This window comes from Aquimarina gracilis (assembly GCF_035285365.1).
Classification (GTDB): domain Bacteria; phylum Bacteroidota; class Bacteroidia; order Flavobacteriales; family Flavobacteriaceae; genus Aquimarina; species Aquimarina gracilis.
Map to the genome: position 1 here is coordinate 195,994 of NZ_JAYKLX010000001.1, position 12,231 is coordinate 208,224.

Below are 12,231 nucleotides of genomic sequence, written 5' to 3' on the forward strand. Positions count from 1 at the left end.
AAAGAACCTCGGAACTTCAAAAAAGAACCTCGGAACTTCAAAAAAGAACCTCGGAACTTCAAAAAAGAACCTCGGAACTTCAAAAAAGAACCTCGGAACTTCAAAAAAGAACCTCGGAACTTCAAAAAAGAACCTCGGAACTTCGTGTCTGTAAACAGACACGAAGCCAAGTATTATAATCTATTTTGTATAACATTACTCTTATTCATATTAATCTTGCAAATTAGGACTCAACCATTTTTTGGCATATTCAAAATCAATATTCTTTCTTTCTGCAAAATCTTTTACTTGGTCCTTTTTTATTTTTCCTAAGCCAAAATATCGAGCTTCTGGGTTACCAAAATAATATCCAGATACCGAAGCTGCAGGCCACATAGCCAAACTTTCGGTTAAATCTACTCCAATATATTCTTTCACTTTAAGTAAATCCCAAATGGTCAATTTTTCTAGATGATCAGGGCAAGCAGGATATCCGGGTGCTGGACGAATTCCTTTGTAAGTTTCTTTTATAAGTTCCTCGTTGGACAAAGTTTCGTCGATGGCATACCCCCAATCTTCTTTGCGCACTCTTTCATGAAGATATTCTGCAAAAGCTTCGGCCAACCGATCGGCAAGTGCTTTTATCATTATAGAATTATAATCATCATGATTCGCCTCAAATTGCTCTGCCAACGCTGCGGTTCCAAAACCAGTAGTTACACAAAAGCACCCTATATAATCTTGAATTCCAGACTTTTTTGGAGCTATAAAATCTGCTAAAGCAAAATTGGGTTTACCGGCATGCTTTTTCAATTGTTGACGTAGGGTTCTGAATTTAAAAACATCAGCTCCATGAAGAACTTCTATATCATCGTCGTTAACTGTATTCGCTTCAAACAATCCAAATATTGCCTTTCCTTGCAATAATTTCTGATCTAATACCTCTTGCAATAACTCTTGTGCATCTTTAAACAGAGAGGTTGCTTGTTCTCCAACAATTTTATCGGTTAATATCTCTGGGTATTTTCCATGAAGATCCCATGATCTAAAAAAAGGCGTCCAATCGATATATGGTTCAAGTGTTTTTAAATCGAAATCTTCAAGTGTTTGAATTCCTAACTTTTTTGGTTTTGCTATTTCTGAAGTTGACCAATCGATCTTGTATTTATTGGTGCGAGCATCTTCTATAGACAAATATTCTTTCTTCTTTGTTCTTTTCAAAAATCCCTCTCTAAAGGTTGAGTAATCCTCTTTAAGGGCTCCAATATATTTTTGATTACTTCTTTTATTTAAAAGATCTCCTACCACAGTCACTGCTCTAGAAGCATCATTAACATGCACTACAGCATTTTTATATTGGGGATCAATTTTAACCGCTGTATGCGCTTTTGATGTTGTTGCTCCTCCTATCAATAATGGAATTTTAAGATTTTTACGTTCCATTTCTTTGGCAAGGAATACCATTTCGTCCAATGAAGGTGTAATCAAACCGCTTAATCCTATAATATCTACCTGTTCGTCTATGGCGGTTTGAATTATTTTTTCTGGAGGAACCATAACACCTAAATCAACAATCTCATAATTGTTGCATCCAAGTACTACAGAAACAATATTTTTGCCTATATCATGAACATCGCCTTTTACCGTTGCCATTAATACTTTACCTGCGGTACCATTTCCTTGCGCCGATTTAGGGGCTTTTTTCTTTTCTTCTTCGATAAACGGAAGCAAATAAGCCACCGCCTTTTTCATAACACGTGCAGATTTCACCACCTGCGGAAGAAACATTTTTCCTGAACCAAAAAGGTCACCTACAACATTCATTCCTGTCATTAAGTGCCCTTCAATAACTTCGATAGGTTTACTTGCGATTCGTCTAGCCTCCTCAACATCTTCCTCTATAAATTGATCTATTCCCTTTACCAGGGCTCTTGTAATTCGGTCTTGTAACGATTCTTCTCGCCAGGAAAGATCGACTGTTTTCTCTTTCTTAGAACCTTTAACCGTTTCAGCAAAGTCTAGTAATCGCTCGGTTGCATCATCTCTTCTATCTAAAATTACATCTTCGACATGCGTTAATAATTCTTTTGGAATATCATCATATACTTCAAGCATTGCTGGGTTTACTATACCCATATTCATTCCTGCTTTAATTGCATGATATAGAAATACCGAATGCATTGCTTCTCGCACGGTATTGTTTCCCCTAAACGAAAAAGAAACATTACTTACTCCTCCACTAACACTACAATGAGGCAGATTTTGGCGTACCCATCTCGTTGCTTCTATAAAATCGACTGCATTTTTGCGATGTTCTTCCATTCCGGTGGCAACTGGAAAAATATTCAAATCAAAAATAATGTCTTCCGGTGGAAACTTCACTTGATTTACCAAAACATCATATGATCGTTTGGCGATTTCAATTCGACGATTATAATTGTCTGCCTGACCTACCTCATCAAAAGCCATTATTATGACGGCTGCCCCATATCTTTTTATAGCCTTTGCATGTTTTATAAACTCTTCTTCTCCTTCTTTCAGACTAATAGAATTCACAACGCATTTTCCTTGAACCACTTGCAATCCAGCCTCGATAATTTCCCATTTTGAGCTATCAATCATTATAGGAACTCTGGCTATATCGGGTTCTGCCACTATCAAATTCAGAAATTTAACCATAGCTTCTTTACCATCAATCAAGCCATCATCCATGTTAATATCGATGATCTGTGCTCCTCCTTCTACCTGATGTCTGGCAATCGATAGGGCTTCCTCATAATTTTCTTCTTTAATTAATCGAAGGAATTTGCGTGACCCTGCTACATTGGTTCGTTCACCAACATTTACGAAGTTGGACTCTGGAGTAATTATCAAGGGTTCCAGGCCTGATAATTTCATATATCTTTCCTCTTCCCTATTCATAACGATACTTCAGTTTCTAATAAACGTGGTTTGTATTCTTTAACTAAATCGACAATAGCTTTTATATGCTCTGGTGTGGTCCCACAACATCCTCCAACTATATTAATCAAGTTTTTATCTAAATATTCTTTAATCTGCGATGCCATTTGCTCTGGTGTTTCATCATATTCTCCAAAAGCGTTTGGCAATCCGGCATTTGGGTGTGCCGAAACAGCAAAAGGTGCTTTTTGTGATAATACTTCGAGATGTGGTGTAAGTTGACTTGCCCCTAGCGCACAATTAAACCCAACAGATAACATCGGGATATGTGAAACCGATATTAAGAAGGCTTCAGCTGTTTGCCCAGATAATGTTCTTCCACTGGCGTCAGTAATAGTACCACTTACCATGACTGGAACTTCAATGTCCCGTTCTTCTTTAGCTTCTTCAATAGCAAAAAGAGCTGCTTTGGCATTAAGGGTATCAAAAATGGTTTCGACCAACAAAATATCGGCTCCACCATCTAATAATCCTTCAACCTGTTCTCTATAAGCAATCTTTAATTCGTTAAAACTTACGGCTCTATACCCCGGATCGTTTACATCTGGCGACATACTTGCGGTTTTATTGGTAGGACCTATTGCACCTGCTACAAATCTGGGTTTATTAGGCTCTTTGGATGTAAATTCATCTGCTACTTCCCGTGCTATTTTTGCAGACTCATAATTCAATTCATATACCAAGTCTTCCATTTTATAATCAGCCATTGCTATAGAAGTACCAGAAAATGTATTTGTTTCTACAATATCGGCCCCTGCCTCGAAGTAAAGCCTATGCACTTCTTTGATCGCCCCGGGTTGCGTAAGACTAAGCACATCATTATTCCCTTGAATAGGAATTGGCCAATCCTTAAATCTTTCTCCTCTAAAATCTTCTTCGGTAAACTTATGACGTTGTAGCATTGTACCCATTGCTCCATCTAAAATAAGTATCCTTTCTTTTATTATTTTTCTTATGTCATTCATTCAAATACGTTATAATGCTAAGGTACTCTTTGTAAAAAAGTACAAACAAAAGTATCAAGAAAACAAATGGAAAAATAGCATGAGCTATGAGTCTTCGTTATCTATTCCCAACAAGTTAGGATAGAATGTAGCACCTTCTTTAAAATTCTGACTGGCATCAGTACTCATAAAGGGTTGCTAAGGTTTCAAAGGGTCTATTCCCTCCACCTTTCTTGATAACAATTTAATAATTATATGAACCAAACAGTTTTAACTGCTAATACGGTTACAAATTAAAGGCATAGCCTTTTGTTTTGCAAGTTTATTTGACGGTTTTATCAATTTACGAAAATATCCGGTTTTTTTTACAGAAACTAAAAAGAGATTGCATGTAAAGCAATCTCTTTTATCATTTATTTAATTTTTATATTACCTCCAGAGTTTTGAACCTCCAAACCCTCCTGTATTGTGACCCAACGATATGTAATTAGGCTCTTCAACAAATCCTCTTAAAATTCCCCCTGCACTATTTGTATTTCCCTTGGGTACATCTATCCAGTCTAACCATAACTGGCTATAAAATCTGCTTCCCCAAGCTATATTAGCCCATGCCGGGCGGCCACTGGTAAAACTATGTTCACCAAACCAAATAACTCGATTCCCAATTTGTCTTATATAATAATGCCCGCCATCATTTCCTATCCATTTGCCTGTTATATCATTAAAATCATTTCGCACTCCGAACCCAGCAGAACGAGGACGCGGTAAATTTGTAGGAAGTATCGCTTTGGTCCAAACAGACCCTCCAAAATTGTTTCCGGATACTTTGGTAAAACCACTTCCAAAACAGCCTACTCTTAATGTTAAACTACCTGAACCCGCTATCCTCCCTTTTGGAACATCATAAAAATCTCCTGTAATTGTTTTACCACTTATTGTTCCTGTAAAGACATTGGCCCAGATACCCGATGGGTGTTCTCCAAACCAATAAATTTTATTATTGATATGCCTTACATAATAATGCCCACCATCATTGGCATAATAATATCCAGATAAGTTTGGTACAATCGAACACCAATCAATATCAATAATGTCGATATCGATATTAATGAGATCATATCCTTTCTCTTCTAAGTACTTTTTCTTTTCTTTAGTAATAACATCTTCCTCTTCGGTATTTGACACATTTAATTCTTCTTCAACAAGGGGTTCTCTTTCACAATTCGCAAATAATAAAATAACACCCAAAAGTAATGGTAAGATCCAATGTTTTAGTTCCAATGTTTTTGTTTTCATGACGTATGATTTTCTTAGTTGTTTTTTAAGTATTGCATTAAAAATACGTCTCACAAACATTCTTAAATAGAGGTAAACACCCCATTTTACAAGGGAAACACCCTAAAAATGTAAGAAAAAGTATACGTCTTAATGCAACTATTGCACTCAAAAAGCAGTCATTTTAAACATCTAAACAAAAAGAAGTAACAAAAATGAATGATTCTACACCTAAAAAAAGCTGGTTAACTCGTCATTGGAAGTGGGCCTTTCCTTCAACAACAATAGCTTTATTAATAACAGTATTTTTTTATTTTACAGGAGATGCTACATTCAGATACGGCTCAGCACATATGCAACCTGGTTTGATCAAAGAAGCTTATAAAATGGCCAATAAAAATGATACAGTAGTTCAAAAATTAGGTGAAATATCTGAATATAATTTTTTACGCTTAATTGAGGGGGAAGTAATGTATAGTAATAATAACAATACTGTAAATATTACCGTTAAACTTTTAGGAAGCAAAAAGAAAGGTATGCTTGATATCCTCGCGCATCGTCAAAATGATACATGGGAATATCAAAAAATTACGGTTAGAATAAAAAAACCGAAAAAAGAAACTATAGAAATATTTAAAAAATAGGGTTCTAGGACTCTGGTGCCAATTCGACCTCTAGACCATCTAATTCTGGAGTAATTGGGATTTGACAACCAAGTCTACTATTATCTTCAACATAAAAAGCTTCGGCTAGCATCAAATCTTCGTCATCACTCATTTCTGGAAGCTCATGATCTGATAAAACATAGCATTGACATGAAGCACACATAGCCATACCTCCACAGGTTCCTTCAACCGGAAGTTCGTACGCTTTACAAACCTCCATTAGGTTCATATTCATATCTGTTGGTGCTTGCACTTCGTGTACTTCACCTTCTCTATCTTTTATCTTTATGGTAATATCTGACATGTTCAATGTATGGCCAAATTGGACCTTAAAATTAGTTATTTGATGATTTTTCAAATTTATAACAAAAAGAATGATTCGGCTAGCGAATCATTCTTCTCTTTTTTTGTTTCCCTCTGGACAACCCCTTTGGGGGGAGGGGAACTTATATAATTGCTTTTACTACTTCTTTTTTAGCTTCTTTTTTCGTTCCATCAAATCCTTCTACACCGCCAACGGTAGTATATTTCATCACATATTTTTTATCAGGGAAAATTCTTTGATACGCACTCTGACACATAATTGCCGCCTCGTGAAAACCAGATAAGATCAGTTTAAGTTTTCCTTTATAGGTATTTACATCTCCAATTGCATATATACCAGGAATATTAGTTTGATAATCGTATGAATTATCTACTTTAATTGCATTTTTTTCGATCTCTAATCCCCAGTTAGCAATAGGACCTAACTTTGGAGACAACCCAAATAATGGGATAAAATAATCAGTATCTAAGTGGATATCACCTTTCGTTTTATGTTTAATCCCAACACCTGTAATGTGATCATCACCTTTTAATTCTTTTACTTCGGCTTCGGTTATAAGATTTACTTTACCAAGCTTTGATAACTCTGCCACTCTTTCTACAGAATCTAAAGCCCCGCGAAATTCGTTTCTTCGATGTACCAAAGTAACCTCGCTGGCCACTTCAGCCAAGAAGATCGTCCAATCCAAAGCAGAATCTCCTCCTCCCGCTATTACAACTCTTTTGTCTCTATACACTTCTGGATCACGAATGATATAGGCCACACCTTTATCTTCAAAATCTGTGATATTAGGAATAGGCGGTTTACGCGGCTCGAACGAACCTAATCCTCCTGCAATTGCAACTACAGGTGCATTATGTTGCGTACCTTTGTTTGTTGTTACCAAAAAGGTATTATCATCTAACTTTTCTATAGTTTCTGCTCTTTCGCCAAGTGTAAAACCCGGATTAAAAGGTTTAATCTGCTCCATTAGGTTATCTACTAACTCACCAGCAAGAATCTCTGGAAATCCAGGGATATCATAAATTGGTTTTTTAGGATATATCTCTGAACATTGCCCCCCAGGTTGTGGCAATGCATCAATAAGATGTGTTTTCAACTTCAGTAATCCTGCTTCAAAAACAGTAAATAAACCTGTTGGTCCTGCTCCGATAATTAAAATATCAGTCTTTATCATGTTCAACTTCTTTTTTTCCTATTAATCCTTTGGTGAATTCGTTGAGTGTTTCTACTTTTTCTTCAAAGTCACCTTTTATTGTTTTTCTGTATTCACTTAAATTTTTCACCAAATCGTCTATGTTTTCTGGTAATACTTCTTCAAAAAACTGACGTAGACGTTTGGCTGTTGTTGGCGACTTTCCGTTAGTCGAAATAGCCACCTTCACATTACCTTTGGTCACAATCCCACCCATATAAAAATCACAATATGGTGGGTTATCTGCTACATTTACCAATTTGCTTCTTTTTCTACAATCTTTGTATACCTTCATATTAACTTCGGGCACATCTGTTGTAGCAATCACAATATGTTTCCCTTTCAGAAAACGTTTATGGTATTTTTTTGTAATCATTTCTACCCCAAACTTGTTTGCTAAGGTTATAGTATCTTCTCTAAACATAGTAGAAACCATGGTCACCTTAGCATCTGGGCTAGATTTTGTTAAGAACGTAAGTTTTTCTTCGGCTACATTTCCGCCTCCTACGATTAGGATTTGAAGGTTTTTTACTTTCAGAAAAACTGGATATAAATTATTTCTTTCTTCCATCTTATAGCTATCCTGAACTATCAAGATACGATTTCTTCCTGTACTTCTTTACAAATCGAAGTCAGTTTAACCCGTTGGTTTACTACTTCACCTATCACAATTATAGCCGGAGATGATAATTTTTTATCAGCAACTACCTGCTCTATATTCTCGATAGTACCGAATCCAAACTGCTCATTCTCAGTGGTCCCATTTTGAATAATTGCTACTGGAACATTTTGTTTGTTTTCGGCTGCAAAGATACTAACTATTTCACTTAACTTACTCATTCCCATCAAAATTGCCACCGTTGCGTTCGATTTTGCTGCCTGGTAAACATCCTGGGACAATTTATGAGATTTTGTTGTTCCTGTGATCACCCAGAAGCTTTCTGAAGCACCTCTCTTTGTAAGAGGTATCCCTTGATATGCTGGCACTGCTAAGGATGAAGAAATTCCTGGAACCATTTCAGTTTCTATATCAAATTGTTGTACATAATCAATTTCTTCGGCCCCTCGCCCAAAAATAAATGGATCCCCTCCTTTTAATCTTACCACATGCCCATGGCTTTTAGCCCTACTTACAATGAGTTCGTTGATCTGTTCTTGTTGATACGCGTAACAACCTTTTCGTTTACCTACAAAAATCTTTTCAGCATTCGAAGCATAGTCTAATAGAACCTCATTAATGAGTGCATCATACAACACCACATCAGCATACTTAAGAGCTTTGATAGCCTTAAGTGTAATCAAATCCGGGTCTCCAGGACCTGCGCCTACAACGGTCAATTTCGGTGTTTTATTCATCATCATTTATGATTTAAATCATTTCACTTCAACTAATTTTTCTTTGAAATTCAATCAAAGTTATAGCATTAAACGCTCTCTACCTCAGCCAGTCTGTACTTTTGCACTTTTTGTAAAAATTGGCCTGCTTTTTTGATATAATCTAAAGCAAAATCTTTGCTAGGAGCATTTTTTTGAAGCTGATATACCAGATCTGCAAATGTTCCGTCTAACTCTATTTTTCCTGTAACTACGAATTCTTCATCAAATTGGCGAATAATTCCTGCATGGGTATTTGTTTTCTTATTCTCTGCCAATAATAAAGCTTTAGCAGAATTTACCAATGAGCTATACGCATGGTATACAGCATCAGAATACACTTCATTATCAAATGATCGTTTAGCATTTTCGATCTTTTCTTCACTTTCAAGAAATAAAGTTGCTATTAGATCTATCACAACTCCTGCACATTCTCCGATTCCGATGGCCTTCACATACTCCTCTTCGTTACCCCAATCGATAAAATCTTGTGGCGTTAAATTATCTACGTTAGAAAGATCAGTAAGAAAGTCATAAAAATATTTTTCGCCTTTCTCTGCGTAATACGCTACAAACTGTTTGCCATTTGCATTAGCTTCAAAATCATTTAGTATTCTTCGTAATGCCTCTGGACCTCGTCTACTTGGTATTTTTACAACTTTATCGGCAAAACGACCGCTTCCGTCTCCTAAATTTCCACCTCCTAACAATACCTGAAGTGCGGGTGCAACTAGTTTATCTTTGGTTCGAACAGACATTCCTTGAAAACCAATATTAGCCATATTATGTTGTCCACAAGCATTCATACATCCACTTATCTTGATTACCAAATCTTCTTTTTCGAGGTATTGCGGATATTCGGTTTTGATTACTCGCTCTAACTCTTCAGCAATACCTGTGCTACTGGCAATTCCCAGATTACATGTATCGGTTCCTGGGCAAGCAGTAATATCAACGGCTTTGTTATATCCAGCTTCTGTAAACCCTAACTTACCTAACTCTTGGTAGAAAAATGGAACTAAATCTTCTTTTACAAAAGGAATTAAAATATTTTGGCGCAATGATAATCTTATTTCACCTGCTGCATACTTTTCAACTAAATCGGCTAACAATCTTGCCTTATCTGTATAAAAATCCCCAAGAAGTACTTTGATACCAATAGCTACAAACCCTTCTTGCTTTTGAGGAATCACATTGGTCGATTTCCATAAATCGAAAGCCTTTTGATCTTTAACTTCAACTTTTGGGGCTTCAATGTTAACAGGAACTGAAGCTTTATACGCCTCTGCATCGATCGGTACAGATTTTTGTACTATAGCTTTTTGCTCAGCCTCCACCAATTCTTTGAATGCTTCTAACCCAATATCTTTGATTAAGAATTTCATTCTGGCTTTGGCTCTACTTTTACGTTCTCCATGACGATCAAAAATTCGAAGCACTCCCTCCATTAACGGAATGATTTTATCTGAAGGCAAAAAACTATACAACTCGTCTGCATGTCTAGGTTGAGAACCTAATCCACCACCTAACATGACTTTAAATCCGCGGATACCATTTTCGATTTTAGCAATAAAACCAAGGTCATGCATATACGACAACCCAGTATCTTCATCAGATCCGGAGAATGAAACTTTAAATTTACGCCCCATTTCCTGGCAGATTGGATTTCTTAAAAAGAAACGAAATAATGCATCTGCATAAGGTGAAACATCAAATGGTTCTTTTGGATCAACACCCGCTGTTTCTGATGCTGTTACATTACGAACCGTATTACCACAAGCCTCTCTTAAGGTGACATCATCTTTTTCAAGTTCTGCCCAAAGCTCTGGAGTACGATTTAGATCCACATAATGAATCTGAATATCCTGACGTGTAGTAATATGAAGTCGCCCTCTTGAATACTCATCAGACACTTCACAAATACGTCTTAACTGATTACTTAACACCTTACCATACGGCAATTTAATACGAATCATCTGCACGCCTTCCTGACGCTGTCCGTAAACACCACGTGCCAAACGCAGACTACGAAACTTCTCTTCATCAATCTTCCCCTTATGGAATTGCTCAATCTTATTGGCTAATTCGATAATGTCTTTTTCAACAACAGGGTTTTCTATTTCAGTTCTAAAACTTTGCATCTTTTTTTCGTATTTGACCCTTTAAAAAAGGGCATAGTTATGACTTTTGTATGGTGTTTTTTTGCTCTTAAAAAATTTTAGTTTTTCCTTGTTTTCAGAACGATTTTATCTATTCGATAAAACCGACGCCCGATGTGTTATTGGTTTGTGAATCGATTAGTATAAATGAACCCGAAGCCTTGTTATTACTATAAGAATCAAAGGCTAACGGTTTGCTTAGTTGTATTTGTACTTTCCCTACCTCATTTAATTGTAACGCATTTTTAGACGTATCCTCTCCAGAAAAGTCAGTAGCTATACTGCCACTAATACTTTTGACTTTAGCCAAAATGCGATTACTACCACTTTGCACAAAATAATTGGTGCCTGGATTAAGAGCTACACTATCCATCCAACAAACGGTGGCGGTAAGTTGTTTTTCAGTTTTTGGTTTCTCTGATGATTTTACAATCATATCGCCACGACTTACATTTACATCATCTTCTAAGGTAATTGTACATGAACTTCCTCTACCCGCTTTGTCAAACTTTTGATCGAAGAAGTAAATCTCTTTTACTTTTGAAGTCGTTAACGAAGGTAAAACAGTCACCTCATCTCCAACAGCAAGATCACCTCCATATAATTTACCGGCATATCCTCTAAAATCATGAAAATCATCTGTCTTAGGACGAATTACCGTTTGAATTGGGAAACGGGCCTGTGATTTTTCGTAAACATCTTGAGCATCTAATTCTTCTAAGTGTTCTAATAATGTCTGACCGCTATACCATGGGGTATTTTCAGATTTATCTACTACATTATCCCCTTGTAAAGCACTTACCGGAATAAAAGTGATATTTTGTTCTTTATAATTACTTTTTTCAATAAGTTTTTCAAAATCTGCCTTGATCCCCTCAAACTTTTCTTGTGAAAATTCTACAAGATCCATTTTATTAATAGCAACTATTACATCTTTTACTCTCAATAGATTATTGATAAAAAAATGGCGATACGTTTGCTCTATAACTCCCTTACGGGCATCAACCAAAATTATTGAAGCTTGTGAGGTTGAAGCGCCAGTAACCATGTTTCGTGTATACTCAATATGCCCAGGAGTATCCGCTATAATGTAGCTTTTTGATTTTGTAGAAAAATAGATATGGGCAACATCAATGGTGATCCCTTGTTCTCTTTCTGCTACCAATCCATCTGTAGCCAATGAAAAATCAAGATAGTCAAAACCATTAGCCTTACTTCTGGCTTCAATTGCCTCTAATTTATCTGTAGTTAATGACTTTGTATCATACAAGATTCGACCGATTAAGGTGCTTTTTCCATCATCTACACTTCCTGCTGTTGCTATTTTTAATACATCCATAGCTATTATTTATTT

10 protein-coding genes and 1 riboswitch are annotated in these 12,231 nt (G+C 36.3%); of the genes, 1 reads left to right on the top strand and 9 read right to left on the bottom strand.

Features of this window, described 5'->3' with window-relative positions; all coding sequences use genetic code 11:
* Window positions 1–210 precede the first annotated feature (210 nt).
* The 3 genes from metH to U6A24_RS00785 form a co-directional block, all read right to left on the bottom strand.
* Complete coding sequence (gene metH / locus U6A24_RS00775; protein ID WP_324178023.1) at window positions 211–2,901, bottom strand: methionine synthase; 2,691 nt, start codon at window positions 2,899–2,901, stop codon at window positions 211–213.
* A complete protein-coding gene (locus U6A24_RS00780; RefSeq protein ID WP_324178024.1) occupies window positions 2,898–3,905 on the bottom strand; it encodes a homocysteine S-methyltransferase family protein in 1,008 nt (335 codons plus the stop codon). Before U6A24_RS00780 ends, metH begins: the two co-directional genes overlap by 4 nt.
* 94 nt (window positions 3,906–3,999) lie before the next feature.
* A riboswitch (SAM riboswitch) is annotated at window positions 4,000–4,127 on the bottom strand.
* Window positions 4,128–4,313: 186 nt separating this feature from the next.
* The gene (locus tag U6A24_RS00785) at window positions 4,314–5,180 is read right to left on the bottom strand and encodes a hypothetical protein (protein ID WP_324178025.1); all 867 of its coding nucleotides are present in this window, start codon (window positions 5,178–5,180) and stop codon (window positions 4,314–4,316) included.
* Window positions 5,181–5,374: 194 nt separating this feature from the next.
* On the opposite strand from U6A24_RS00785, the gene U6A24_RS00790 reads away from it, so the two are divergent.
* A complete protein-coding gene (locus U6A24_RS00790) occupies window positions 5,375–5,803 on the top strand; it encodes a cytochrome c oxidase assembly factor Coa1 family protein (protein WP_324178026.1) in 429 nt (142 codons plus the stop codon).
* A gap of 4 nt (window positions 5,804–5,807) precedes the next feature.
* On the opposite strand, the gene U6A24_RS00795 is transcribed toward U6A24_RS00790, so the two are convergent.
* From U6A24_RS00795 to U6A24_RS00820, 6 genes are all read right to left on the bottom strand, one after another.
* Window positions 5,808–6,128 carry a 2Fe-2S iron-sulfur cluster-binding protein gene (locus U6A24_RS00795; RefSeq protein ID WP_324178027.1) on the bottom strand — a complete coding sequence of 107 codons (321 nt, stop codon included), beginning with the start codon at window positions 6,126–6,128 and terminating at the stop codon, window positions 5,808–5,810.
* 142 nt (window positions 6,129–6,270) lie between these two features.
* A complete protein-coding gene (locus tag U6A24_RS00800) occupies window positions 6,271–7,326 on the bottom strand; it encodes an NAD(P)/FAD-dependent oxidoreductase (RefSeq protein WP_324178028.1) in 1,056 nt (351 codons plus the stop codon).
* Window positions 7,313–7,915, bottom strand: a complete 603-nt coding sequence (locus U6A24_RS00805; protein ID WP_324178029.1) for a precorrin-2 dehydrogenase/sirohydrochlorin ferrochelatase family protein — start codon at window positions 7,913–7,915, stop codon at window positions 7,313–7,315. Before U6A24_RS00805 ends, U6A24_RS00800 begins: the two co-directional genes overlap by 14 nt.
* 20 nt (window positions 7,916–7,935) lie before the next feature.
* The gene (gene cobA, locus U6A24_RS00810) at window positions 7,936–8,706 is read right to left on the bottom strand and encodes a uroporphyrinogen-III C-methyltransferase (protein ID WP_407653984.1); all 771 of its coding nucleotides are present in this window, start codon (window positions 8,704–8,706) and stop codon (window positions 7,936–7,938) included.
* Between the two features lie 62 nt (window positions 8,707–8,768).
* Complete coding sequence (locus tag U6A24_RS00815; protein WP_324178031.1) at window positions 8,769–10,859, bottom strand: HEPN domain-containing protein; 2,091 nt, start codon at window positions 10,857–10,859, stop codon at window positions 8,769–8,771.
* A 109-nt stretch (window positions 10,860–10,968) separates the two neighbouring features.
* A complete protein-coding gene (locus U6A24_RS00820; RefSeq protein WP_324178032.1) occupies window positions 10,969–12,216 on the bottom strand; it encodes a sulfate adenylyltransferase subunit 1 in 1,248 nt (415 codons plus the stop codon).
* Window positions 12,217–12,231 lie beyond the last annotated feature (15 nt).

Coding starts and splice junctions, on each gene's coding strand:
- metH (WP_324178023.1), bottom strand. CDS start 2,901: ATGAATAGGGAAGAGGAAAGATATATGAAATTATCAGGCCTGGAACCC.
- U6A24_RS00780 (WP_324178024.1), bottom strand. CDS start 3,905: ATGAATGACATAAGAAAAATAATAAAAGAAAGGATACTTATTTTAGAT.
- U6A24_RS00785 (WP_324178025.1), bottom strand. CDS start 5,180: ATGAAAACAAAAACATTGGAACTAAAACATTGGATCTTACCATTACTT.
- U6A24_RS00790 (WP_324178026.1), top strand. CDS start 5,375: ATGAATGATTCTACACCTAAAAAAAGCTGGTTAACTCGTCATTGGAAG.
- U6A24_RS00795 (WP_324178027.1), bottom strand. CDS start 6,128: ATGTCAGATATTACCATAAAGATAAAAGATAGAGAAGGTGAAGTACAC.
- U6A24_RS00800 (WP_324178028.1), bottom strand. CDS start 7,326: ATGATAAAGACTGATATTTTAATTATCGGAGCAGGACCAACAGGTTTA.
- U6A24_RS00805 (WP_324178029.1), bottom strand. CDS start 7,915: ATGGAAGAAAGAAATAATTTATATCCAGTTTTTCTGAAAGTAAAAAAC.
- cobA (WP_407653984.1), bottom strand. CDS start 8,706: ATGATGATGAATAAAACACCGAAATTGACCGTTGTAGGCGCAGGTCCT.
- U6A24_RS00815 (WP_324178031.1), bottom strand. CDS start 10,859: ATGCAAAGTTTTAGAACTGAAATAGAAAACCCTGTTGTTGAAAAAGAC.
- U6A24_RS00820 (WP_324178032.1), bottom strand. CDS start 12,216: ATGGATGTATTAAAAATAGCAACAGCAGGAAGTGTAGATGATGGAAAA.